Origin of the sequence: Streptomyces sp. NBC_00986 (assembly GCF_045162565.1) — a bacterium.
Classification (GTDB): Bacteria; Actinomycetota; Actinomycetes; order Streptomycetales; family Streptomycetaceae; genus Streptomyces.
Genome location: NZ_CP108733.1, coordinates 2,480,529 through 2,504,536, shown reverse-complemented (window position 1 = coordinate 2,504,536; position 24,008 = coordinate 2,480,529). Strand labels below are relative to the sequence as shown.

Below are 24,008 nucleotides of genomic sequence, written 5' to 3'. Positions count from 1 at the left end.
TCGACCGGCCGGGCCGGGGTCGGCAGGCTGGTGCACGACCAGTTTCGGACCACAGAAAACGGGGGTCCCGGCATGCTCCGGCGGACCGGAATCATCGGCACACTCATCGGACTGTTCGCCTTCCTCCTCTGGGCACCAGCGGCCGTCGCCGCACCGGCGGCCAGCGGCTGCGGTGTCCTCGCACCCGGCTCCTCGGCCGCCGCGCAGAGCGCGATCGCCGCGGCCTGCGCCCAGGTCGACGCGGGCACCTGGTACACGTGGGGCGGCGGCCACGGCGCCCAACCCGGCGCCACCTACGGCCAGGTCGACCCCACCGACCCGGCCAGCAACCAGGACCCCGAGCGGCTCGGCTTCGACTGCTCGGGCCTGGTGCGGTACGCCTACGCCCAGGCCGCCGGCTCCGACATCCTCAACGGCGACGCGAGCCGGCAGTACTACACCACCCGCGCCGCCGCCCGCTTCGCCGCAGCCCAGGGCCTCGCCCCGCTGCTCCCCGGCGACCTGCTCGCCTACGGCGACTCGGCGGACCTGCACCACATCGCCATCTACCTCGGCGCGGGCAAGATGGTCGAGGCGAGGCAGTCCGGCACGCATCTGATGGTCAGTGATGTCCGCCTGGGCGGCGACTACTTCGGGGCCGTCCGCGTCAACACCGGTGCGGTGACCGGGCATGTCTTCCAGACCTGGGGCACCGGCGTCTGGACGAAGACCGCACCCTCCGTCAGTGCCACGCGCGTCTACGCCTTCCCCGACGCGACCAGCATCCGCGTCGAGTGCCAGAAGCACGCGGAGACCGTCACCTCGGACGGCTACACCAACGACGCCTGGGCCTACCTGCCCGACTACAAGGCCTGGATGACCAACATCTACATCCAGGGACCGGCCTGGCTGGACGGCGTCCCCACCTGCACCTGACCCGCACCTGATAAATCGCGTGCTCCGCATCCCGGGCTTCCCTACACTCGCCACATCCGTTGACGAGTGAGGGGAGCCCGGCCGTGCGTTACAGCACCGCTGTTGTCGTTCCCCGCTCCCGGTACGAGGTGATCCTGGTGTCTCCGGCCGTCCGGTGCCCGCTGCGCGGCCGGCACTGGATGCCCGTGACGTGACGGGGTTTTGACGCTCCGTCAATTGCCTTGTCCCGCACGGGAATTGCGCTGCCCTGCACGGAATCACATCTCGAAAGGCCACGGGCCGTGCGCACCGAACGTCCTCTCACCACACCGCTCTCCGCCGTCCGTAACCTGGGCATCCTCGCCCACGTCGACGCCGGCAAGACCACCGTCACCGAGCGGTTCCTCTACCTCACCGGCAGCACGCACAAGCGCGGTGAGGTCCACGACGGCACCACCGTCACCGACTTCGACCCCCAGGAGCGCGACCGTGGCATCACCATCTTCGCCGCGGCCGTCACCTGCGCCTGGGACGGTCACCGGATCAACCTGATCGACACCCCGGGCCATGTCGACTTCGCCGACGAGGTGGAACGGTCCCTGCGTGTTCTCGACGGCGCGATCGCGGTGTTCGACGCCGTCGCGGGCGTGGAGCCGCAGAGCGAGTCGGTGTGGCGCCAGGCCGACCGGTACGGCGTGCCGCGCATCGCCTTCGTCAACAAGCTGGACCGCGCGGGCGCCGACCTCGACACCGCCGTCGCCTCGATCCGCGAACGGCTCCATCCGGCGCCGCTGGTGGTGCAGTTGCCGATCGGCACGGAGGACGGCTTCACCGGAGTCGTCGACCTGCTGCGGATGCGGGCCCTGATGTGGACCGACGGCAGCGACACGGCGGAGGAACTCCCGGTACCGGAAGGCCTGTTGGAGGAGGCGCGGCGACGCAGACGGTTGCTGGAGGAGGCGGTGGCGGAGCTGCACGCGGGCGCGCTGGAGGAGTTCTACGACGGATCGGCCCTGTCCGCCGAGACGTTGAGCGTCGCCCTGCGCGACCTGACCCGCACCGGCGACGGTGTGGTCGTGCTGTGCGGCTCGGCCTACCGCAACCGCGGCATCGAGCCGCTGCTGGACGCCGTAGTGGCGTATCTGCCGTCGCCGTCGGACGTTCCGCCGGTACGGGGGACGGACGACCACGGCGCCGAGCAGGAGCGGGCGGCCGATCCTCGACTGCCGTTCTCCGCACTGGCGTTCAAGGTGAGCGCGACCACGACCGGGCGGCTGACCTACCTGCGGATCTATTCGGGCACGATCGAGAAGGGAGACACCGTGTGGGACCCGGGCGCGCGGCGCACCGAGCGGATCGGGCGCATCCTGCGGGTGCAGGCCGACCGGCACGAACGGCTGGACCGGGCGGTCGCCGGGGACATCGTCGCCGTGGTCGGGCTGAAGTCCGCCCGCGCCGGCTCGACCCTGTGCGCACCGGACGCCCCGCTCGTCCTCGAACCGCCCACGGTCGCCGATCCGGTGGTCTCGGTGGCGGTCGAGGCCCGCAGGAGCACCGACACCGACCGGCTGGCGTCGGCGTTGGCCCGACTGGCCGAGGAGGACCCGTCGTTGGTCGTTCGGACCGACGGCGAGACCGGCCAGACGGTCCTGTCCGGCATGGGCGAACTGCACCTGGAGGTCGCGGTGGAGAAGATCCGCCAGGCCACGGGCGTGGACGTCAACGTCGGTCGCCCGAGGGTGGCTTACCGCGAGACGGTCGTGCGCGGGGTGTCCGGACTGGTCTTCCGGCACGTCAAACAGGACGGCGGATCAGGGCAGTTCGCGCATGTCGTACTCGACGTCGAGCCGCTCGACGGCCTCGGCTTCGAGTTCCGCTCGGCGGTCGTCGGCGGGCGGGTGCCGCAGGAGTACGTCCGCTCGGTGGAGGCCGGGTGCCGTGACGCCCTCACCGAGGGGCCGATCGGCGGCTTCCCGGTGACCGGGCTGCGCGTCACGCTGACCGACGGGGCGACCCATGTGAAGGACTCCTCGGAGCAGGCGTTCCGCACGGCCGGTCGCCTCGGCCTGCGCGAAGCCCTGCGTGCCTGCACGACGGTCCTCCTCGAACCGGTCGTCGAGGTCACCGTCACCGTGCCCGAGGACGCGGTCGGCGGTGTGCTCGGCGACCTGGCCGCCCGGCGCGGCCGCGTCACCGGCTCGACGACCCGTACGGGTTCGGCGATCGTCACGGCGACCGTGCCGCTGGCCGAACTCTTCGGCTACGCAACGCGGTTGCGCAGCCGGACACAGGGCCGCGGCACGTTCACGGCCCGGCCGACGGGGTACGCCCCGGCGCCGAACGCGGTGACCGTCCGGTGACGGTGGCGGGTGCGGACCGAAGGGGGAGCTTCGGCCCGCACCCGCCACGTACTCGGGGACTCCGGGGTCTCGGGGATCCCAGATCTCGGGGAACCCGGAGACCTCAGGGTTCCAGGGGGTCTCAGGGGTACGAGACCACCGTCGACGGCACGGTCGACGTGCCCGACGTCGGCGCGCCCGTCTCGTTGATGACGTGTTCGTACTGGCCCTGGCCGCCGAGCGAGACGACGAGCAGGTCGTGGAACTTCACGCCCGAGCGGTTCGGGGCGGCGAAGCCGTTGTGCTGGACGATCGTCGGGGCGACGTTGTAGTAGCAGTAGCTGCCCAGGCCCCAGCCCTCGTGCACGGTCACGTTGTCGCCGACCTTGTAGGCGGCGTAGCCCTTGATGGAGCCGTTCTGGATGGCCGCCTGGTTCGGGGCGTCGTACGCCTTCTCGTTCTGGAAGAAGATCGCGCGGCCCCGCTCGCCGTTCCACTGGACGTCGTACTTGTTGAAGTGCTCCACGAACAGGCCGGTGGTCAGGACGTCGGCGCCGTTGACGACGAGCCCGTAGTCGGCCCGGTTGGTGTCCCAGCCGATGCCCGTGCCGTGGTCGGCGCGCCAGAGCCAGGTGTGGTCGACGATGGTGTGGCGGTTGTTGATGACCATGCTGGTGGTGGCCTTGCCCGCGCCCGCGCCGCCGATCCGGACGAACACGTCCTGCACGGTGGTCGGGTTGGCGGAGTGGTCCGTCGTCGTGCCCGCGGGGCCAACTTCCAGCAGGGTGTTCGAGTTGACCGTGCCCGCGTCGATCAGGAAGCCCGCGAGCCGTACGCCGTCCACGTCGGCGGTCTTGAGGGCCGTGACCCCGTTGTCCGGGACCAGAGTTGCGTAACCCAGGCCCAGGACAACGGTGTTGGCGCGGTTCACCTGGATCGGCTGGTCCAGGTGGTAGATCCCCGGGGTCAGCAGGAGGTGCAGTCCTTGTGTGAGCGCCTGATTGAGGGTGGCCGCCGTGACGCCCGGCTTCGCGACGTAGAACTGGGAGAGGGACAGCGAGGTGCCGCGCGGTGTGCCGTTGCCCCAGGTCACCCCGCTCGCGTTGGTGCGCTTCTCCGGGAGGAAGACGCGGTACTCGGTGCCGTTCAGGTACAGGAAGGGCTTCTCGCGGGAGACCGGGGTCGTGGCCAGCGTGGTGTACACCGGGTTCGGGAAGCCCTGTGCCGGAGCGCCCTGGACGCCTGAAAAGACCATGTTCCAGACGCCGTTGAGCCAGCTGCCGATCGCGCTGTCCCGGGTGTACCACTGCTGCTGCGAGTACGGCTGGACCTGGCCGTCGATCCGGCTGTCGGCGATGTAGCCGCCGCTCGCCCAACCGTAGCCGTTCGGCGAGAGGTTGAGGCTGCCGCGTACGTGCATACGACGGAAGGGGGCCGCCTGAGCCACGGCCCACCTGTTCGTACCGCTGACGGGGACCAGCGCGAGGTTCTCCGCCGAACGCCAGAAGTTCTGGGTGGCGTTGCCGTTGAACCAGCCGGCGTCGACCGTGATGTCACCGTTGATCGTGGTGTCGTCGGGGGAGAGGCCGAGCCCGGAGACCGAGGTGTAGAAGCCGAGTTGGGCGTTGAGCCCGCTGTACGTGCCCGGCTTGAACAGCAGTTGATAGCGGCCCGTGCCGAACTGGGCCGTCTCCTGCTGGGCGAAGATCTGGTCCAGCCTGGCCTGGATGCCGGCGGTGGACGGGTCGAAGACGATCACGTTGGGGCCGAGATCGCCGCCACCCGGCAGGGTGGCAAGTGGCTTGTTGGCGACGGGAGTTGTGGGGGCGGCGGAGGCGGGGACGGATAGTCCTGCCAGCGCGGACACGGCTGCTGCCGCACCGAGAACGGTTCTGCGGGGGACTGAGGACATTTCGCGGCTCTCCTTGTTCATGAAATGAACGCCGGTGGGGTTGGGAGCGCTCTCTCGCGGGGGAATGCTTCAGGTCCGTGAACACGGTCGTCAAGAGGTACGACCGAGTTCGACGAGTGGCGTCCAAACTCTTGACGCCTCTGGCTTCCGAGGTTTAACTCACGTCCTAAATTAAGTCGTGAGTGCATTCCCTGAAGGGACACCCGGAGTATGCGCAGCATCCGAGCCGCGGCCGTAGGCGCCGTCACCATGTCAATCGCCCTGGCGGCCACGGCCTGCGGAGGCGGTTCGTCCACGGGTGGGGGATCCAACGACTCGCCCAAGACGCTCACCTACTGGGCCTCCAACCAGGGCGCCAGCATCGCGATCGACAAGAAGGTCCTCCAGCCCGAGCTCGACAAGTTCAAGAAGCAGACCGGCATCACGGTGAAGCTGGAGGTCGTGCCCTGGTCCGACCTCCTCAACCGCATCCTCACGGCGACGACTTCCGGCCAGGGCCCCGACGTCCTGAACATCGGCAACACCTGGAGCGCCTCCCTCCAGGCCACCGGCGCCTTCCTGCCGTGGAGCACGGCCAACTTCGCGAAGATCGGCGGCAAGGACCGCTTCGTCGACTCCGCGCTCGGCTCCACCGGCGCCACGGGCAAGGACCCGGCCTCCGTCCCGCTGTACTCGATGGCGTACGCGCTCTACTACAACAAGCAGATATTCGCGGACGCCGGCATCTCCCAACCGCCCGCCACCTGGAGCGAGTTGGTCGCCGACGGCAAGAAGATCCAGGCGAAGGGCAAGCAGGTGCTCGGCGCCGAGGGCGCCAACGTCTCCGAGAACATCCACCACGCCTTCGTCTTCGCCAAGCAGCACGGCGCCGACTTCTTCACCGCCGACGGCAAGGCCGACTTCACCAACGACGGCGTCGTGGCGGCCGTCAAGCAGTACGTCGACCTGATGGCCACGGACAAGGTCATCCCGGTCGGCAACGCCGAGTACGCGCAGAACCAGTCCGTCAGCGACTTCGCCAAGGGCAAGACGGCGATGCTGATGTGGCAGTCGGCGTCCGCCAACCTCAAGTCGCAGGGCATGAGCGACAGCGCGTACGGCATCGCCCCGATCCCCGTGCAGTCCGGCACCCCGGGCACCGGCGCGCAGACCAACTCGATGGTGGCCGGCATCAACCTGGCCGTCTTCAAGAACACGGACAACCTGGACGGTTCCACCAAGTTCGTGAAGTTCATGACGAGCGACGCCGAGCAGAAGATCCTCAACACGGCGTACAGCTCCATCCCGCCGGTGAAGACCGCGCAGGAGGACACCGCGTTCAACACCCCCGCGAACGCCGTCCTCAAGGACACCCTCGCCAAGAGCGCCGCCGCGCTCCCGCAGGTCGCCGACGAGTCCCAGTTCGAGACGGCGGTCGGCACGGCCGTCAAGGACCTGTTCGCCGACGCCGCCGCGGGACGCGCGGTGACGACCGCGTCGGTCAAGGCGGAGCTCGAAAAGGCTCAGCAGCAGATGCCGGCGAAGTGAGTGCGACTGTGACGAGCACTGTCACCCCGGAGGCCGCCGAGCGGAAGGACTCTTCCGCCACGGCGGCCCCCGGGCCGCGCCGCCGCCGTACCGACCGGATCCGCCGGATCGGACTGCCGTATCTGCTGCTTCTGCCCGCCCTGATCCTCGAACTCCTGGTCCACCTGGTGCCGATGGTCATCGGCATCGTCATGAGCTTCAAGGAGCTCACCCAGTTCTACATCCGCGACTGGGGCACCGCGCCCTGGACCGGTTTCGGCAACTACAAGGTCTCGGTGGACTTCAGCGCCCCCGTCGGCAAGGCGCTCCTCCACTCCTTCTTCGTCACGGTGGTCTTCACCCTGCTGTCGGTCGCCTTCTGCTGGCTGCTCGGCACGGTCACCGCGATCTACATGCAGGACAACTTCCGCGGCCGGGGGCTCTTGAGAGCGCTCTTCCTCATCCCGTACGCGCTGCCGGTCTACGCGGCCGTCATCACCTGGGTCTTCATGTTCCAGCACGACAACGGCCTGGTGAACCACGTCCTGCACGACCAGCTGCACATCACCAGCAAGCCGTCGTTCTGGCTGATCGGTGACAACAGCTTCTACGCCCTGCTGATCGTGCACGTGTGGAAGGGCTGGCCGTTCGCCTTCCTCATCGTCATGGCCGGCCTGCAGAACATCCCCAAGGAGCTGTACGAGGCCGCGTCCATCGACGGCGCCGGCATGTTGCAGCAGATCCGCCGCATCACGCTGCCGTCACTGCGCCCCGTCAACCAGGTACTGGTGCTCGTCCTGTTCCTCTGGACGTTCAACGACTTCAATACGCCGTACGTCCTGTTCGGCAGGTCGGCACCCGAGGCCGCCGACCTCATCTCGGTGCACATCTACCAAGCCTCGTTCGTCACCTGGAACTTCGGCACCGGTTCTGCGATGTCGGTCCTGCTGCTCCTGTTCCTGCTCGTCGTCACCGGCGTGTACCTGGTGGTCACTTCACGCGGACGGAGGTCGGCCGATGTCTAGTTCCTCTGTCTCCAGGTCGCCGATGGCCCCGCCCCGCTCCTTCATCTGGACGCGGCGGATCTTCCTCACCCTGCTCGCCGGCTTCGTCCTGGTGCCGGTGTACGTCATGCTCTCCAGCTCCCTGAAACCGCTCTCGGACGTCACGGGCAAGTTCCGCTGGCTGCCGAGCGGTCTCACGATCCGCCCGTACATCGACATCTGGTCGACGGTCCCGCTCGCGAAGTACTTCATGAACTCGCTGATCGTGTCCGTCGCGGCCACGGTCTGCTCGGTGGTGATCGCGGTCTTCGCCGCATACGCCGTCAGCCGCTACGAGTTCCGCGGCAAGCGCGTCTTCACCGTCACCGTCCTGTCCACCCAGATGTTCCCGGGCATCCTGTTCCTCCTCCCGCTGTTCCTCCTCTACGTCAACATCGGCAACGCGACGGGCATCGCCCTGTTCGGCTCGCGCGGCGGCCTGATCCTGACGTATCTCACCTTCTCGCTCCCGTTCTCCATCTGGATGCTGATCGGCTACTTCGACTCCGTGCCAAGGGACTTGGACGAAGCCGCGCTGGTCGACGGCTGCGGACCGCTCGGCGCACTGCTGCGTGTCGTCGTACCGGCCGCGATCCCCGGCATCGTCGCGGTCGCCGTCTACGCCTTCATGACCGCGTGGGGAGAAGTCCTCTTCGCCTCCGTCATGACCAACGACGCGACCCGCACGCTCGCCGTCGGACTCCAGGGCTACTCCACGCTCAACGACGTGTACTGGAACCAGATCATGGCCGCCTCGCTGGTCGTCAGCGTGCCCGTGGTCGCCGGCTTCCTGCTGCTGCAGCGCTATCTCGTCGCCGGGCTGACGGCGGGCGCCGTCAAGTGACCGACCCGACCAACTCCGCTGACCGTAAAGGGACTTCAGTGACCATCGACTTCGCCGCACTCCCGCACGACTTCCTGTGGGGCACGGCCACCGCGGCGTACCAGATCGAGGGAGCCGTCGCCGAGGACGGACGCGCGCCGTCGATCTGGGACACCTTCTCGCACACTCCCGGAAAGATCGCGAACAACGACAACGGCGACGTCGCCTGCGACCACTACCACCGCTGGCGTGACGACATCGGTCTGATGCGCCAACTGGGCGCCAACGCCTATCGGTTGTCGATCGCCTGGCCCCGCGTCATCCCCGGCGGCGACGGCCCGACCAACCCCAAGGGCCTGGCTTTCTACGACGAGTTGGTGGACGGGCTCCTGGAGGCGGGCATCACCCCGTCCGTCACCCTCTACCACTGGGACCTGCCCCAGGCACTCCAGGACCGCGGCGGCTGGCCCGAGCGCGCGACCGCCGAGCACTTCGCCGCGTACGCCTCGGTCATGGCCGAACGCCTCGGCGACCGCGTCACCCACTGGACGACCCTCAACGAGCCCTCCTGCTCGGCCTGGATCGGCCACCTCGAAGGCAAGATGGCGCCGGGTTGGACCGATCTAACGGCAGCCGTCCGCGCCTCCTACCACCTGCTGCTGGGCCACGGCCTCGCCGCCCAGGCGATCCGTGCCGCCGCCCCGGGCGCCCAGGTCGGCATCGTCAACAACCTCTCCACGGTGTACCCCGCCAGCGACCGCGACGCGGACATCCAGGCCGCCCGCAGGCAGGACGGCCACGTCAACCGCTGGTGGCTCGACCCGACCCACGGCCGCGGCTTCCCGGCGGACATGGTCGAGACGTACGGCGTCGAACTCCCCGAGCAGCCGGGCGACTTGGCGACCATCGCCGCCCCGCTCGACTGGCTCGGCCTGAACTACTACTTCCCGGCGACCGTCGCCGACGACCCCACCGGCCCCGCCCCCTACACCCGCGCCGTGCGCCGCCTCGGCGTCCCGCGCACCGGCATGGACTGGGAGATCGACGCGTCCGGCATCGAGACCCTGCTGCTCCGCCTCACCGAGGAGTACGACCCCCGCAGGATCTATGTCACCGAGAACGGCTCCTCGTTCCCCGACGTCGTCCGCCCCGACGGCACGGTCGACGACCCGGAACGCCAGGACTACCTGGTCCAGCACCTCGCGGCCTGCGCCTCGGCGGCCCGCAAGGGCGCCCCGCTGGCCGGTTACTTCGCCTGGTCGCTGCTCGACAACTTCGAGTGGGCGTACGGCTACGAGAAGCGTTTTGGACTGGTCCACGTGGACTACGAGACCCAGGTCCGCACGATCAAGGGCTCCGGCCGCCGGTACGCGGACATCATCCGCGACCACCGCAGCCGGGCGCGGCGCGCGGCCTGACCGGACGGCCCCGGTGGGCGCGGGCGGGGGAGCCCGCACCCACCGGGGCACCACCATCCCCATGTGTGTCATGAGCACGACAGTCAGCTGTACGTCAGCACGAGCACCCCCAGAAGGAGATCCGCCCCTCAAGGAGACCCGCACGCCCGCACGCACCCTGCTCACGGCGCTCACCGCGCTGGCCCTGCTGTCCGCCACCCCGGCCCTCGCGGCCCCCGCCCCGCAGGCCGCGGCCGCCGCGACCTGGGACACCGACCGCGCGGCCGCCGCCTACGCCGCGAACCCGGCCGCCGTCACCGCCTCCGGCAGCGAGAACGCCGGCACCACCCCCGGCCTCGCCGTCGACGGCGACGGCGCGACCCGCTGGTCCAGCAACTTCGCCGACGACGCCTGGATCCGCCTCGACCTCGGCACGACCCTCCGCATCGACCGCGTCACCCTCGACTGGGAAGCGGCCTACGGCAAGAGATACGTCCTGGAGGTCTCGAAGAACGGCACCGACTGGACGCCGTTCTACACGGAGACGGCGGGGACCGGCGGTTCGGTCACCACGAGTACGTACCCCCAGGAGGTCACGGGCCGCTACGTCCGCATGCGCGGCTTGGAACGTGCCACGCCCTACGGTTACTCGCTCTACTCCTTCAAGGTCTACGGCGGCGAGCCGGCCCCCGCGTCCACGACCCGCACCAACCTCGCCCTGAACCACCCGGCGTACTCCAACTACTACCAGCACAACGGCGTTTCACCGGCGTACGTCACCGACGGCGGCTGGCCCGCCAACCTCAAGGACGACGCGACCCGTTGGTCCAGCGACTGGAACGCCGACCGCTGGGTCTCGGTCGACCTGGGCGCGACCTCGACGATCGACACGGTCGACTTCTACTGGGAATCGGCGTACGCGGTCGACTACTTGGTCCAGGTCTCGGACGACAACAGCACCTGGCGCACGGTCTACGAACCCTCGGCCGCCGACATCGCGGCCCGCCGTGCGAACGTCCAGGCCCCCGCCGACGCGACCGGCCGCCACGACACGGTCACTCTGCCCCAGCCGGTCACCGGCCGCTACGTCCGCATGCTCGGCAAGGAACGCCGCTCCTTCTACAACCCGGCGCCCTACACGGCCCAATTCGGCTACTCCCTCTACGAGTTCCAGGTCTGGGGCACCGGCGGCAGCGCGGCGGCGGCCTACCCCGCACTTCCCGGCGACCAGTCGGGCACGTACCAGACGACGTTCTTCGACGACTTCACGTCTGCCGCCCTGGACCGCTCCAAGTGGCGGGTGGTCCGCACGGGCACGGAGATGGGATCGGTCAACGGCGAGTCCCAGGCGTACGTCGACTCCACGGACAACGTCCGCACGCAGAACGGTGAGTTGATCCTCGCGGCGAAGTACTGCAAGGGCTGTACCCAGGCGGGCGGCGGCACCTACGACTTCACCTCCGGCCGTATCGACACCAACACGAAGTTCGACTTTACGTACGGCAAGGTCAGCGCCCGCATGAAGTTGCCGGTCGGCGACGGGTTCTGGCCCGCCTTCTGGCTGCTCGGCAGCAACGTCGACGACCCGTCGGTCTCCTGGCCGGCCTCCGGTGAGACCGACATCATGGAGAACATCGGCTACCCGACCTGGACGAGCACGGCCCTCCACGGCCCCGGCTACTCCGCCGACGGCAACATCGGCGCCCGCCAGACCTACCCGAACGGCGGCACCGCCGACCAGTGGCACACGTACTCCGTCGAATGGACGCCGACCGCGATGCGCTTCTACGTCGACGACACCCTCGTCCAGGAGACCACCCGCAACAAACTCGAATCGACCCGAGGCCAATGGGTCTACGCCCACAACCAGTACGTCATCCTCAACCTCGCTCTGGGCGGCGCCTATCCGGCCGGCTGGAACCAGGCGACCACGCCGTACTGGGGCCTGCCGCAGTCGAGCGTGGACAAGGTCGCCGCCGGGGGAGTGCAGGCGGAGGTGGACTGGGTGCGGGTCGAACAGAAGAAGTAACAGCTGGGCCGGTCCGGGGCGCGGCACCGGACCGGCCCGTTCCACAGCCCGTCAGCAGTCCCTGAACTCCGGTGACTGGTTCAGCACTTGGGACCGCGCCGACGTGAACCGCGCATACGTCTCCCCGTCCAGCGACCCCGGCCGGAACGCCGCCACCCGATGGCAGTTCTGGAAGGCCAGAGCCACCCCGAAGTGGCGCTCCAGGCTGCCCCGGATCGCGTCGCTGGCCAACGCCCGCAGCAGCTGGCCGCGTTCCTGTTCGGACGGGGGCGGGGTCTGGTTGTCGGTGAACTCGGCCGTGCCGTCGCGGAGTTCGGTGGCGAGGCCGGCGATGAGGTCGTAGGCGTACGGCAGGGACGTGCGGACCGTGTCCACGAAGTCCGCCTCGCGGATGTCACCGTGCTCGGCTTCGGCGAGGAGCTTCGGGGAGACGTCGAGAGACATGAAAAAGGGTGTCCTGTCCGGTAGTTGGGGGATGCGGGATGGGGGAGCGAGGTTTCGTCAGGGCCGCTGTGGCGTCGGGCCCGGTACGTAGTCCGGGTCCACCTGGGTCGCGAGGTCCAGGCCCGTTGCCCTGTCCGCCCACGCGGTGGCGTTGCGGAGGTGGAAGTCGACGGCGTGGCGGTGCAGCGTCGGCCAGTCCCTGGGGTGGGCGTCGACGGCCTCGCGGAGGACGTTCAGGGCGTGCCGGTTGTGTGGCTCCAGGGCGTTCAAGTCGCCCTGTCCGTGGCCCTGTTCGGCCGCACGTACCCACGGTGAGTGGACCAGGTGGGTGAGGAGGTCGTCTCCCGCCTCCTCCTTGAGGAAGAGCAGGTCGTCCTCGCCGGTGACCTTGTTGCCGATCACGGCGAGGCGGATCCCGAACTCCCGTGCGTGGTCGCGGTACTGGCGGTAGACGGAGACGCCCTTGCGGGTGGGTTCGGCCACCAGGAACGTCAGGTCGAAGCGGGTGAACAGGCCGGAGGCGAAGGCGTCGGCGCCGGCCGTCATGTCGACGACCGCGTATTCGCCGGGGCCGTCGACGAGATGGTTCAAGTACAGCTCCACCGCACCGAGTTTGGAGTGGTAGCAGGCGACCCCGAGGTCGCTCTCCTCGAACTCGCCCGTCGCCATCAGGGGAACGTCACCCGCACGGACCACATGCCGGGCGTGCACCTCGTCGTCGCCGAGCAGGCGCAGAAGGCGTGAGCCGCGTCCCGGTGGAGTGGTCTTGATCATCGCCTCGGGGGAGGCGATGCGGGGGTTGGTGCCGCGCAGGAAGTCCTTGAGTTCGGTCAGGTGGGCGGCCAGGGGTGGGGCGGCGACCGGCTCGGTGTCGGGGGAGAGGGCCTCGGCCAGGTGCTGGTTGATGTCGCCGTCGATGGCGAGCACGGGGGCGCCGGTGCGGGCCAGGTGGCGGGCGAAGAGGGCCGACAGCGTGGTCTTTCCGCTGCCGCCCTTGCCGACGAACGCGACGCGCACTAACGGTCCGCCGCGATCGCGGTTTTGAAAATGAATGTCATGTGGCTAGGTTTTAGGGGGTGGCCGCGAGGCTGTCAAATCCAGTGGATCAAGGGCGATCCGGGAACGGTCCAAAGGTGATCAAGGCCCAGGAGTCTTAATGCATATGATGTGCAAGTGCTTGACTACTGCATCAGGGCGGCAGGCCCGGACGATATCGACGGTGCGCGTGCCGTGATGCTCGACACCGTCTACCGCGACTTCCACACCGGCTACGTGCCCCGCTGGCACGGCGACATCATCGACCCGGCCGCGGCCTACCTCGCCCCGGACCGCCACACCCTCCTCGTGGCGCTCGACCCCGCCGACGGCGCGGTCGTGGCGACCGCCGCCCTCGACTCCCGTGGACCGGTCCACCCGCCGAACCCGCGCGACCTCGCCGAGCGCTACCCCTGCGGCGGGACCGCGCAACTGCGCCGCGTCTACGTCCGCCCCGCGCACCGCCGTCGCGGTCTCGCCCGGCACCTCGTCGCCGAACTCCTCGCGTTCGCCGCGGCCGACGGCGGCTACCGCGCCGTGTATCTGCACACCGATCCCGCCGTACCCGGGGCCGAGGCCTTCTGGCGGTCGCTCGGGAAGGTCGTGCGCGACGAGCGCGACGACCCGGGCGGCGGGCAGGGGATCGTGCACTTCGAACTGGCGATGGAGCGATGACCGTGACGACCGCGATGCGACGAGGGCGAACCCGCCCTGCCCGCCTGCTCCTCGCCCTCACCCTCGCCCCGCTCCTCACCGGCTGTTTCGCCTCCGCCGGTGAGGAGAGCGGGGACACGACCGGGGAGTCCGGCTCCCGGCTGCGCGTCGCCCTCGCGTTCCCGCCCGCCGAGAACCTCTCCCCGTACGGCGCCGACGCCACCGTCCTCAGCCGTCTCGGTGTCACCGAAGGCCTGACCTCCCTGGACGCCAATGGCTCCGCCGCCCCCGCGCTCGCCCGGTCCTGGCAGCGGGAGGGCGACCGCAGCTGGCTGTTCACGCTGCGCGAGGCGACCTTCCAGGACGGCACCGCCGTCACCCCGGCCCGCGTGGCCAGCGCCCTCGACCACGCCGCCGAGGCGAAGCCCGCCCCCGCCGCGCTCTCCGGGGTCACCCTCACCGCCGAGGCCGTGGGCGGCGACCGCCTGCGCATCACCACCAACTCCCCTGATCCCGTACTGCCGTTGAGGCTGGCCGGTCCCGCCCTCGCCGTGCTCTCCCCGAAGGCGTACGAGGAGAAGGGCCGCGTCGATCCGGTCGGCACCGCCACCGGTCCCTTCGAACTGACGAAGGTCACCGGCTCCACGGCGGCCACCCTCGACCGCTTCGACGACCACTGGGGCGGCCTCGCCCAGGCCTCCGGGATCGACGCACGGTTCATCGCGGACGGCACCGCCCGCACCAACGCACTGCGCACCGGGCAGGTCGATGTCGCCGAGGCGATACCCGTCGCCCAGGCCGCCACGCTTGACGCGGACACCCGCCGCGAGACCGCCACCACCCGCACCACGAGCCTCCAACTCAACACCAGGACAGGCCCGTTCAAGGACCCGAAGCTCCGCGCCGCCGCCCGTGAGGCCGTCGACACCTCCGCACTCGCCAAGGGCGTCTACGAAGGTCACGCCGACGCGGGTACGGGCATCTACGGCCCCGCCGTCACCTGGCCCGCGGCCAAGCGCGAGCAACCGGTAGGGCGGGCGAAGGCAGTTGCGCCCGGCGGGCGGACCATCACCCTCGCGACGTACGACAACCGACCAGAACTCCCAGAAGTCGCGCAGGTGTTGAAGCAGCAGCTCGAAAACGCCGGATTCAAGGTCGAGTTGGAGGTGCGCGAGTACTCGCGGATCGAGAGCGACGCGCTGGCCGGTACCTTCGACGCGTTCGTCGTCGCCCGCAACACCCTGGTGGACACGGGCGATCCGGTGGCCGTGCTGGCCGGCGACTACACCTGCGACGGCGGCTACAACCTCGCCCTGCTCTGCGACAAGGCCGTCGACCGGGCCGTCGCGAAGGCCGAGGGCACCGCCGACACCTCCGCACGGCAGAGCGCCGCGATGACGGCCGAGGCCGAGATCCTGGGCACCGACGCCGTCGTACCACTCGTGCACCAACGGGTCGTCACCGGCGTGGGTCCATCCGTCCGGGGCGTCCTCCTCGACCCGTACGAGCGCACCCTCGTCGGCCCCGGAACCCGGCGCTGAACCATGCCGCACCGCACGGCCACGCACTTGTGGCGCGCCTTCCTCGCGGCTGCCCTGGTGTGCGCCGTGGGCCTGCTGCCCTGGCTCTCCCGCACCGACCCGGCCCTCACCGTCCTCAAGGCACGGTCGGCGGAACGCGACCCCGACCCCGAGGTCCTCGCGGCCGTCCGTACCCAACTCGGCCTCGACGACGGCCCGTTGCGGCTTCTCGGCCAGTGGCTCAATGGCCTGCCGCGCGGAGACGCCGGCCGGTCATGGATCTCCGGCGCCGAGGTCATGCCCGGTGTCCTCCAGGCCCTGGGCGCGTCCCTGCTGTTGATGGGTGCGGCGGCCGTAGTGGCCGTAGTCACGGCCGGGTTGGTCTGTGCGCGAACGTTGCGGCGGGGCGGGCGTGCGGTGGACCGCCCCGGTGGCACCGGTTCCGCCGCACTCGCCGCGCTCCCCGAGTTCCTCACCGCGTCCGTGCTCGCCACCGTCGTGGGGGTGCAGCTCGGGTGGCTGCCCGCGCTGGGGTGGTACGGGCCGCGGTGGGTGGTGCTGCCGGCGCTCGCGCTGGGGTTGCCTGCCGGGGCCGTGCTCGGGCGGTTGCTCGACGACTTGTTGCCGGGGGCGTTCGGCGAGCCGTGGGTGCGGGCCGCAGCCGCGCGGGGGCTGTCGGGGCGACGGATCGCCCGGCAGGCCGTGCGGCGGTGTCTGCCCGGGTTGTTGCCCAACATGGGTTTGTTCGTGGTCGGGTTGACCGGTGGGGCCGTCGCCGTCGAGCAGATCTTCGACATCCCGGGGCTCGGGCGCACCACCCTCCAGGCCGCCCTCGCCCAGGACTTGCCGGTGCTACAGGCCGGCACCCTCGCCCTCCTCCTGCTCGCCGCCGTCGCCGCCGGACTCGCCCGCCTCGCGGCACGCCTCGTCATCGGCCCCGCACTACGCGCCGACGCCCTCCCCTCCCTCCACGGGCCCAGCACCTCAACTCCCGGACGAACCCTGCCCTTTGTCCACGGCACCCTCCTCCTCGGTGTCGTCGCGCTCGGTCTGCCCCGCGATCCCCTCGCCCTCGACACCGGGCGGCGTCTCCAACACCCCACCTGGGCCCACCCGTTCGGCACGGACGCGCTCGGCCGGGATCTCCTCGCGCGGGTCGCCCACGGTGCCGTCGACACCCTGCTGCTCGCCCTTGCGATCAGTGCCATCGCGCTCGGCACCGGCGTACTGCTCGGGCTGTTGCCCCGGCTGTCCGGGCCGCTCGTCGACACGGTGAACGCCGTACCGCCGGTCCTCGCCGCGCTGTTGGTCACCGCGGTGGCCGGCAGCGGCAGCGGTACCCCAGCGCTGGCCGTGGCCGCCCTCGCCTGGACGCCCCTGGCCGCGCACACCTCCGCACTGCTGCTCCAGGAACGCGCCACCCTGCACGTGGCCGCCACCCGGGGCCTGGGCGCGGGCCGTTGGCACATCCTGCGCCATGCGCTGCTGCCCGCCGTGCTGCCACCTGTCACCCGGCACGCGCTGCTCCGCCTGCCCGGTGTCGCCCTGGCCCTCGCCTCGCTCGGCTTCCTCGGCCTCGGCGCGCAACCGCCCTCCCCGGAATGGGGATTGCTCCTCGCCGAGAACCAGCCCTACGCCGAGCGCGCACCCTGGGCCGTCCTCGCCCCCGCCGCCGTACTCGCCCTGCTCGGTGCGCTGGCGGTCACGGCCGCCGGGTGCATGCAAGGGGCCAGTGCGCGAAGGGAGTTGGCCGCCCGGTGACCTCCGTGGCCCTCGTGCGGACTCCGCTCTCCCCGCTGCTCCGACTGCTGATCCTCACTCAACTCGCTTTCAACATCGGCTTCTTCGCCGTGCTGCCGTTCCTCGCCGAGCACCTGGCGGACGCGATCGGGATGGCGGGCTGGCTGGTCGGGCTCGTGCTGGGGCTGCGGACCTTCAGTCAGCAGGGGCTGTTCATGGTCGGCGGTGCCCTCGCCGACCGGTACGGCGTCCGGCCCGTGGTGCTCGCGGGATGCGTGCTGCGGATCGCCGGGTTCGGCTGGCTCGGGTATGCGGAGGAGACCTGGGGCGTCGTCGGAGCCGTACTGCTCATCGGGTTCGCCGCCGCGCTGTTCTCACCGGCCGTGGAGTCGGAGGTGGCGCGGCAGGCGGTCGAGTGGGAGGAGTCGGGCGCGGGATCCCGTACACGGGTGCTCGCGTTGTTCACCGTCGCCGGTCAAGTCGGGGCGTTTGCAGGGCCGTTGCTCGGTGCGCTGCTGCTCGCCGTGGATTTCCGGGTTGCGTGTCTGGCCGGGGCCGGGGTTTTCGTGGTCGTCCTCGCGGGGCATGCGTGGTTGCTGCCGCAGCACATTCCCGGGCGGGCGCGGGTGACGGAGAAGGGCGGCGTACGAGCCCTCGTACGCAACTGGCCCTTCCTGGCGCTGTGTTGTGCCTACGGCGCCTATCTCCTCGCCTACAACCAGCTGTATCTCGCCCTCCCTGAGGAAGTGGAGCGCGCGGCGGGCTCGCAGGCGCCGTTGGCCTGGCTGTTCGCGCTGTCCTCGCTGCTGGTGGTGACCGCACAGTTGCCGGTCACGCGGTGGGTGGGGGAGCGGCTCGATCCGCGCCGGTCCATGACGGCGGGGCTGTTGCTGATCGCCGTAGGTTTCGCGGTCGTCGCCGCGGGCCGGCCCGCCGAACTGACCGGTACCGCAGGGCTGTTGCCCGCGGCCGGCTTCGTCGTCCTGCTCACCCTCGGCCAGATGCTCATCGCCCCCGTCGCCCGCGCCTGGGTCCCCGACCTCGCCGAACCCGGACGCCTCGGCCTCTACACCGGCGCGCTGTCCTCCGTCTCGGGGCTGATCGTCCTCCTCGGCAGCGCGGGCACCGGCACCCTCCTCGACACGGGGCTGCCCGCGGCGGTGCCGTGGCTGGTGCTGGCCGCCGTACCGCTGGTGGCGGTCGGGTTGCTGCCGGGCCGGCCGCGCCGACCGCGCCGGAGATGAGTCAGCCGCAAGGCCCCCGTGTCCCAAGGCCGCGTATCCCAAGCCGCCGTGTCCCAGGGGCCCGTGTCCCACGATCCCCGCGCTTGGACCGGTCCCGCAGCGCCGTATCCCGGTAAATCGACGCATGCCCGCAGGAGTCACCCCACCCGCACTGAACGCCCCACCCGACTCCGCCGTACCAAGCCATGAACCAGATATGAGCTGCCCCCTAAACCGCCATCGACGGCAACGGCGGCAGCGGTGCGTGGGAGGATCCGTCACCATGAGCGCATCCCCGGCGGTACGGAGCCTGCGCGCCGCGGTGTTCGCCGCGGTGTGTGTGCTCCTCGCTGCCGCCGGGCACGGGCTCGCCACCGGTGCCACGCCTCCGCTGTGGGCGGACGGTGCCGGATTCCTCGTCGTGTTCGTCATGGGGTGGCTGCTCGGCGGACGGGAACGGTCCCTGCCCGGCATCGGTGCCGCCATGCTCGCCACCCAGGCCGGGCTGCATCTCGGTTTCGACGTCGCCCGGCCCCGCACCGGCATGGCGATGGCCGGTATGGCGCACATGTCGGGGCACGCGATGGCGCCCATGCGGCAGACGCAGGCGATGACCCCGCACGCCGTGGCCGCCCATGTCGTCGCCGCGCTCGTCGCGGCCTGGTGGCTGCGGCGCGGGGAGGCCGCGCTGTGGTCGTTGCTGCGCTGGGCGGTCGCCTTCGTACCGGGCCTCGTCGCCTGGTGGCGGCACGCCCCCGCACCCCAGCCCGACCGGACCACCGGTCGCCCCGGACGCGCCGCCGCCGACGCGGCCCCCCTGCGCCAACTCCTCCTGCGGCACGCGGTCAGCCGTAGAGGACCACCAGCCCCGATCCCGTACCCGGTCTGACCACCCAACTTCCTTTTCCCGTACGGAGATCACCTCACCATGTCCGCACACCGCACCACCCTGCGCCGCGCAGGCACCGTCGCCGCGCTCGCCACCGCCGGAGTCCTGGCCGCCGCCGGGGTCGCCTCCGCGCACGTCACCGTCCACCCCGAGAGTTACGCCAAGGGTGCGACGGACGGTGTGCTCACCTTCCGCGTCCCCAACGAGGAGGACAAGGCGAGCACCACCAAGGTCCAGGTCTATCTGCCCACCGACCACCCCGTCCTCGGCGTGCTGGTCACCCCGCAGAACGGCTGGACCGCGAAGGTCACCACCAGCAAGCTCAAGACGCCGGTGAAGACCGACGACGGCACCATCACCGACGCCGTCTCCCAGATCACCTGGACCGGCGGGAAGATCGCGGCCGGACAGTACGAGGACTTCAACGTCGCCTTCGGTCAACTGCCCGACGACACCGACCAGTTGGCGTTCAAGACGCTCCAGACGTACTCGGACGGCGATGTCGTCCGCTGGATCGAGCAGACCACGGCGGGTGACGACGAGCCGGAGAACCCGGCGCCCGTCCTCAAGCTCACCGCGAAGGAGAGCGAGGACGGCGACGAGACCCCGGCCGCCTCGACCACGGCGGCGGCCACCTCCACGAAGTCCACCACCGCCTCCTCGTCGAGCAGCGACTCGACCGCCCGCGGACTCGGCATCGCCGGGCTGATCGTCGGCGTACTCGGCCTCGCGGCAGGCGCCTTCGCGATCGTGCGCAGCCGGACCTCGCGGTCGTAGTACCGAAGAGGTACGCCGAAGGGCCCGGATCACCAGTGATCCGGGCCCTTCGGCGCAACCGTCCCTACTGCGAGACCAGTTCCAGCAGCTTCTCCTCCACCGGAACCTCCTCGACGAGGGAGGTGCGCGAGGTGCGCCAGAGCCACAGGATGTCGCGGCCGAAGGACCACACGAGCGTGCCCAGCGCGAGGGCCACCACGCCGATGTTGGCCGCGTACGGCAGCAGGTTCGCGCCCGCGAGGAGCAGCAGGACGCCCTGCGTGGCGGCGACCGTCTTGCGGGCGGTGCTCGGCGGCAGCGGGGCGTTGAGCCACAGCCAGACGCGGGCCGCGGCGACGAAGCCGTAGCGCATGCCGCCGATCAGCAGGACCCAGGGGCCCATCTGCGTCGAGACGTACACGCTGAGCACCAGGATCAGGAACGCGTCGACCTCCATGTCGAAGCGCGCCCCCAGCGCGGTGGAGGTGCCCGTGCGCCGGGCGACCTTGCCGTCGACGCCGTCCAGGATCAGGGCCACCGCCGTCAGGCCGACGAACAGCGTGACCGGCGGCGAGCTCTCGAAGGAGTCCGCGACCAGCGCGGTCACCCCGCCGACCAGGATCGCCCGGCCGAGGGTGACCCGGTTGGCCGGGCCGAAGGAACGCGTCCTGGACCGGTGCAAGGCCTTGGAGAGCACGGCCCAGGTGGCGATCGCGAATGCCAGGCCGGTCAGCCAGCCGGCCGGCCCCATTCCGATCGCCGTGCCGAGCAACGCCAGCAACAGGATCTGAACGCCCGCTCCCACAGCGGTCTCCTGCTGGACCAGCCTTGCTTCGTATGTGTTGTTCAGGGCCACCGCACACCCTCCGGCCGTATGACAGAGTCGATCAACGCCGCGTACTGTGCGCGGCCTGTGGTTACCCGTACGTGAACAGCTTCCCGATCGTTCAGGAGGATCCCGATGAAGCGCACCGCGAGGGCGTTTTGGATCGGTCCACCCGGTCACGGCGAGATACGCGACGTCGTCCTGCCCGACCCCGCCGAGGACGAGGTCGTGGTCCGCTCGCTGTGGTCGGGAGTGAGCCGCGGCACCGAGACCCTGGTCTTCCGCGGGGGCGTCCCCGAGAACCAGCACGCGACCATGCGGGCCCCGTTCCAGGAGGGCGACTTCCCAGGTCCGGTCAAGTACGGCTACCTCAATGTGGGGGTGGTCGAGGAGGGTCCGGCCGGGCTGCTCGGCCGTACCGTCTTCTGCCTCTATCCGCATCAGACGCGCTACGTCGTCCCCGCGAGCGCCGTGACACCGGTGCCGGAGTCCGTGCCTGCCGGGCGGGCCGTTCTCGCCGGGACCGTGGAGACCGCCGTCAACGCGCTGTGGGACGCGGCGCCGCTGGTCGGTGACCGGATCGCGGTGGTCGGCGGAGGGATGGTCGGCTGTTCGGTGGCCGCGCTGCTGGGCCGTTTCCCGGGTGTGCGGGTGCAGTTGGTGGACGCCGATCCCGCGCGTGCGAAGATCGCCGAGGCGCTCGGTGTCGGCTTCGCGCTGCCGGGCGACGCGCTCGGCGACTGCGACCTCGTCGTCCACGCGAGCGCCACCGAGCAGGGGCTCACCCGCGCGCTGGAACTCCTCACCGCCGAGGGCACGGTCCTCGAACTGAGCTGGTACGGCGACCGGAAAGTGAGCCTCCCGCTGGGCGAGGCGTTTCATTCGCGCCGCCTGGTGATCCGTAGCAGCCAGGTCGGCACGGTCTCGCCGGCCCGCGCCAACCGCAGCTACGCCGACCGGCTCGCCCTCGCCCTCGACCTGCTCGCGGACCCGGCGCTGGACGCGCTGGTCACCGGGGAGAGCGACTTCGAGGAACTGCCGGACCTGCTGCCCAGGCTCGCCTCGGGGGAGATCCCGGCGCTGTGCCACCGGGTGCGTTACGCCGACATCGGCTGAGAACTGTTCAATTCCGTACGAGCAAGAGCGTCTGACCTGAGAAAAGAGTGAGAGTCGGCTGAACAGGGGGAGGCGTGGAGCCGTACTAGACGGCATCCCCCGGCAGGGATCAGCCGGGGGACCAGACGCGCCGCACCTGGAGGGTCGTCCGTTGTTCAGCATCACCGTTCGCGATCACATCATGATCGCCCACAGCTTCCACGGCGAAGTGTTCGGGCCCGCCCAGCGGTTGCACGGAGCCACGTTCCTGGTGGACGCCACCTTCCGGCGCGAGCAGCTGGACGACGACAACATCGTCGTCGACATCGGCCTGGCCACCCAGGAACTGGGCGCCGTCGTGAGCGAGTTGAACTACAGAAACCTCGACAACGAGCCCGACTTCGCCGGGGTCAACACCTCGACGGAGTTCCTCGCGAAGGTCATCGCCGACCGGCTCGCCGAGCGGATCCAGAAGGGCGCGCTCGGCGAGGGCGCCCGCGGCCTCACCGGCCTCCAGGTCACCCTGCACGAGTCGCACGTCGCCTGGGCGAGTTACGAGCGTGCCCTGTGAGCGACGTGACCATCGACCGCGCCCCCTCGCTGGGATTCCTGCCCGCACAGCGCGCCGCCTCCCGGAATGCCGAGATCATCCCCATGTCCCTGCGCACCGTGCACTTCGTGATGCCGGGCGGTGTCGACGACCCGGCCGCGCCGAGCGGCGGCAACGCCTACGACCGCCGCGTCAGCCTGGACCTGCCCGGCTTCGGCTGGCAGGTCCACAAGCACGCCGTGGACGGCGAGTGGCCCCGGCCCGGTGCGGCCGCGCGTGCCGAACTCGCCCGGGTGCTGCGGGAGTTGCCGGACGGTGCCGCCGTACTGCTGGACGGGATCGTGGCCTGCGCGGTCCCCGAGATCATCGTCCCGGAGGCCGACCGGCTGAGCCTGGCCGTCCTCGTCCACCTCCCGCTCGGCGACGAGACCGGCCTGGAGGCCGCCGTCGCCGCGGAGCTGGACGAGAAGGAGCGCACGGTCCTGCGCGCGGTGTCGGCGGTCATCGGCACCAGCGAGTGGGCGGTCCGCCGCCTCGTCTCCCACCACGGCCTCGCTCCCGAGCGCGTCCATGTCGCCACCCCGGGTGCCGACATCGCGCCTCTCGCCTCCGGCACCGACGGCGTCTCCCACCTCCTGTGCGTCGCCACGCTGACTCCGCGCAAGGGCCAGCACCGGCTGATCGAGGCACTGGCCGCCGCGGCCGACCTGCCGTGGACCTGCGAGTGCGTCGGCGGCTTCGGCAACGACCCGGAGTACGTCGACCACCTGCGCGACCTCATCAAGCGCCACGGCCTCCAGGACCGGCTGCACCTCGCCGGCCCGCGGGCCGGCGCCGAACTCGACGCCACCTACGCCTCCGCCGACCTCATGGTCCTCATGTCGTACGCCGAGACGTACGGCATGGCCGTCACCGAAGCCCTCGCGCGCGGGATTCCCGTGCTGGCCACGGACGTCGGCGGGCTGCCCGAAGCGGTCGGCCGCGCCCCCGACGGCGGGGTGCCCGGCATCCTCGTCCCGCCGGAGGCGCCCGCCGCCCTCGCCGCAGAACTGCGCGGCTGGTTCGGCGAGGCCGACGTACGCCGGCGGCTCAAGGCGGCCGCCCGCGGCCGGCGCGCGGCCCTCGACGGGTGGGCCACCACGGCCCGCAGCCTGGCCGGAGTGCTCACCCGGCTCCCCAGCGAACCCCGGAGGGCGGCATGAGGAATACGCAGCCGACAAGGGCCACGGCACAGGCTGGACGGATCCCGGCGCAGCCGGGGCCCAGGGGCGTACCGCTGGGCATGCTGGTCGCCCCGGCGCAGGCCGACGCGAAGGACCTGACGGCTGGACAG

20 protein-coding genes are annotated in these 24,008 nt (G+C 70.6%); 16 read left to right on the top strand and 4 right to left on the bottom strand.

All coding sequences use genetic code 11. The annotated features are described in order from the left end of the window. Positions 1–72: 72 nt before the first annotated feature. Together OG504_RS10965 and fusA are read left to right on the top strand one after the other, a co-directional pair. Positions 73–915, top strand: coding sequence for an NlpC/P60 family protein (locus OG504_RS10965; RefSeq protein WP_405989622.1), 843 nt, complete (start codon positions 73–75; stop codon positions 913–915). A gap of 281 nt (positions 916–1,196) precedes the next feature. Continuing rightward, positions 1,197–3,254 carry an elongation factor G gene (gene fusA / locus OG504_RS10960; protein ID WP_405989621.1) on the top strand — a complete coding sequence of 686 codons (2,058 nt, stop codon included), beginning with the start codon at positions 1,197–1,199 and terminating at the stop codon, positions 3,252–3,254. A gap of 121 nt (positions 3,255–3,375) precedes the next feature. Here the strand turns inward: fusA and OG504_RS10955 are convergent, their stop codons facing one another. Continuing rightward, a complete protein-coding gene (locus tag OG504_RS10955) occupies positions 3,376–5,145 on the bottom strand; it encodes a coagulation factor 5/8 type domain-containing protein (RefSeq protein WP_405989620.1) in 1,770 nt (589 codons plus the stop codon). A gap of 210 nt (positions 5,146–5,355) precedes the next feature. On the opposite strand from OG504_RS10955, the gene OG504_RS10950 reads away from it, so the two are divergent. The 5 genes from OG504_RS10950 (at position 5,356) to OG504_RS10930 (ending at position 11,943) form a co-directional block, all read left to right on the top strand. Continuing rightward, positions 5,356–6,672: an ABC transporter substrate-binding protein gene (locus OG504_RS10950; RefSeq protein WP_405989619.1), complete on the top strand. Its 1,317-nt coding sequence runs from the start codon at positions 5,356–5,358 to the stop codon at positions 6,670–6,672. An 8-nt stretch (positions 6,673–6,680) separates the two neighbouring features. Beyond that, positions 6,681–7,676, top strand: a complete 996-nt coding sequence (locus OG504_RS10945) for a carbohydrate ABC transporter permease (RefSeq protein ID WP_405989618.1) — start codon at positions 6,681–6,683, stop codon at positions 7,674–7,676. Next, positions 7,669–8,538: a carbohydrate ABC transporter permease gene (locus tag OG504_RS10940; protein WP_405989617.1), complete on the top strand. Its 870-nt coding sequence runs from the start codon at positions 7,669–7,671 to the stop codon at positions 8,536–8,538. Before OG504_RS10945 ends, OG504_RS10940 begins: the two co-directional genes overlap by 8 nt. 38 nt (positions 8,539–8,576) lie before the next feature. Continuing rightward, positions 8,577–9,935 carry a GH1 family beta-glucosidase gene (locus OG504_RS10935; RefSeq protein ID WP_405989616.1) on the top strand — a complete coding sequence of 453 codons (1,359 nt, stop codon included), beginning with the start codon at positions 8,577–8,579 and terminating at the stop codon, positions 9,933–9,935. Between the two features lie 70 nt (positions 9,936–10,005). After that, positions 10,006–11,943, top strand: a complete 1,938-nt coding sequence (locus tag OG504_RS10930) for a discoidin domain-containing protein (RefSeq protein ID WP_405989615.1) — start codon at positions 10,006–10,008, stop codon at positions 11,941–11,943. Between the two features lie 51 nt (positions 11,944–11,994). Here OG504_RS10930 and OG504_RS10925 read toward each other — a convergent pair whose 3' ends face one another. Together OG504_RS10925 and OG504_RS10920 are read right to left on the bottom strand one after the other, a co-directional pair. Beyond that, positions 11,995–12,387 carry an SCO5389 family protein gene (locus OG504_RS10925; RefSeq protein WP_405989614.1) on the bottom strand — a complete coding sequence of 131 codons (393 nt, stop codon included), beginning with the start codon at positions 12,385–12,387 and terminating at the stop codon, positions 11,995–11,997. Positions 12,388–12,444: 57 nt separating this feature from the next. Further along, positions 12,445–13,404, bottom strand: coding sequence for an ATP-binding protein (locus OG504_RS10920; protein ID WP_405989613.1), 960 nt, complete (start codon positions 13,402–13,404; stop codon positions 12,445–12,447). 156 nt (positions 13,405–13,560) lie between these two features. On the opposite strand from OG504_RS10920, the gene OG504_RS10915 reads away from it, so the two are divergent. The 6 genes from OG504_RS10915 to OG504_RS10890 all read left to right on the top strand — a co-directional run bounded on the left by OG504_RS10915 (position 13,561) and on the right by OG504_RS10890 (position 20,225). Beyond that, the gene (locus OG504_RS10915) at positions 13,561–14,097 is read left to right on the top strand and encodes a GNAT family N-acetyltransferase (protein WP_405989612.1); all 537 of its coding nucleotides are present in this window, start codon (positions 13,561–13,563) and stop codon (positions 14,095–14,097) included. Between the two features lie 14 nt (positions 14,098–14,111). Continuing rightward, positions 14,112–15,617 carry an ABC transporter substrate-binding protein gene (locus tag OG504_RS10910; protein ID WP_405996300.1) on the top strand — a complete coding sequence of 502 codons (1,506 nt, stop codon included), beginning with the start codon at positions 14,112–14,114 and terminating at the stop codon, positions 15,615–15,617. 3 nt (positions 15,618–15,620) lie between these two features. Then, positions 15,621–17,357 (top strand): ABC transporter permease subunit, encoded by a 1,737-nt coding sequence (locus tag OG504_RS10905; RefSeq protein WP_405989611.1) that lies wholly within the window; start codon positions 15,621–15,623, stop codon positions 17,355–17,357. Continuing rightward, positions 17,354–18,580, top strand: coding sequence for an MDR family MFS transporter (locus OG504_RS10900; protein WP_405989610.1), 1,227 nt, complete (start codon positions 17,354–17,356; stop codon positions 18,578–18,580). Before OG504_RS10905 ends, OG504_RS10900 begins: the two co-directional genes overlap by 4 nt. 262 nt (positions 18,581–18,842) lie before the next feature. Then, positions 18,843–19,448, top strand: coding sequence for a hypothetical protein (locus tag OG504_RS10895; protein ID WP_405989609.1), 606 nt, complete (start codon positions 18,843–18,845; stop codon positions 19,446–19,448). A 39-nt stretch (positions 19,449–19,487) separates the two neighbouring features. Further along, complete coding sequence (locus OG504_RS10890; RefSeq protein ID WP_405989608.1) at positions 19,488–20,225, top strand: YcnI family protein; 738 nt, start codon at positions 19,488–19,490, stop codon at positions 20,223–20,225. Positions 20,226–20,289: 64 nt separating this feature from the next. On the opposite strand, the gene OG504_RS10885 is transcribed toward OG504_RS10890, so the two are convergent. Further along, complete coding sequence (locus tag OG504_RS10885; RefSeq protein WP_405989607.1) at positions 20,290–21,060, bottom strand: CDP-alcohol phosphatidyltransferase family protein; 771 nt, start codon at positions 21,058–21,060, stop codon at positions 20,290–20,292. A gap of 105 nt (positions 21,061–21,165) precedes the next feature. Here OG504_RS10885 and OG504_RS10880 point away from each other — a divergent pair, with 105 nt between their 5' ends. From OG504_RS10880 to OG504_RS10870, 3 genes are all read left to right on the top strand, one after another. Continuing rightward, positions 21,166–22,146: a zinc-binding alcohol dehydrogenase gene (locus OG504_RS10880; RefSeq protein ID WP_405989606.1), complete on the top strand. Its 981-nt coding sequence runs from the start codon at positions 21,166–21,168 to the stop codon at positions 22,144–22,146. Between the two features lie 151 nt (positions 22,147–22,297). Further along, on the top strand, positions 22,298–22,696 hold the full coding sequence (locus OG504_RS10875; protein WP_033285811.1) for a 6-carboxytetrahydropterin synthase: 399 nt from the start codon (positions 22,298–22,300) through the stop codon (positions 22,694–22,696). Beyond that, positions 22,693–23,877: a glycosyltransferase family 4 protein gene (locus OG504_RS10870; protein ID WP_405989605.1), complete on the top strand. Its 1,185-nt coding sequence runs from the start codon at positions 22,693–22,695 to the stop codon at positions 23,875–23,877. The genes OG504_RS10875 and OG504_RS10870 overlap by 4 nt, the downstream gene beginning before the upstream one ends. Positions 23,878–24,008 lie beyond the last annotated feature (131 nt).

What these genes read in the sequence shown, in the direction of transcription:
- OG504_RS10965 (WP_405989622.1), top strand. Translation starts at nt 73, where the DNA reads ATGCTCCGGCGGACCGGAATCATCGGCACACTCATCGGACTGTTCGCC.
- OG504_RS10955 (WP_405989620.1), bottom strand. Translation starts at nt 5,145, where the DNA reads ATGTCCTCAGTCCCCCGCAGAACCGTTCTCGGTGCGGCAGCAGCCGTG.
- OG504_RS10950 (WP_405989619.1), top strand. Translation starts at nt 5,356, where the DNA reads ATGCGCAGCATCCGAGCCGCGGCCGTAGGCGCCGTCACCATGTCAATC.
- OG504_RS10940 (WP_405989617.1), top strand. Translation starts at nt 7,669, where the DNA reads ATGTCTAGTTCCTCTGTCTCCAGGTCGCCGATGGCCCCGCCCCGCTCC.
- OG504_RS10930 (WP_405989615.1), top strand. Translation starts at nt 10,006, where the DNA reads ATGAGCACGACAGTCAGCTGTACGTCAGCACGAGCACCCCCAGAAGGA.
- OG504_RS10925 (WP_405989614.1), bottom strand. Translation starts at nt 12,387, where the DNA reads ATGTCTCTCGACGTCTCCCCGAAGCTCCTCGCCGAAGCCGAGCACGGT.
- OG504_RS10910 (WP_405996300.1), top strand. Translation starts at nt 14,112, where the DNA reads ATGCGACGAGGGCGAACCCGCCCTGCCCGCCTGCTCCTCGCCCTCACC.
- OG504_RS10905 (WP_405989611.1), top strand. Translation starts at nt 15,621, where the DNA reads ATGCCGCACCGCACGGCCACGCACTTGTGGCGCGCCTTCCTCGCGGCT.
- OG504_RS10895 (WP_405989609.1), top strand. Translation starts at nt 18,843, where the DNA reads ATGAGCGCATCCCCGGCGGTACGGAGCCTGCGCGCCGCGGTGTTCGCC.
- OG504_RS10890 (WP_405989608.1), top strand. Translation starts at nt 19,488, where the DNA reads ATGTCCGCACACCGCACCACCCTGCGCCGCGCAGGCACCGTCGCCGCG.
- OG504_RS10880 (WP_405989606.1), top strand. Translation starts at nt 21,166, where the DNA reads ATGAAGCGCACCGCGAGGGCGTTTTGGATCGGTCCACCCGGTCACGGC.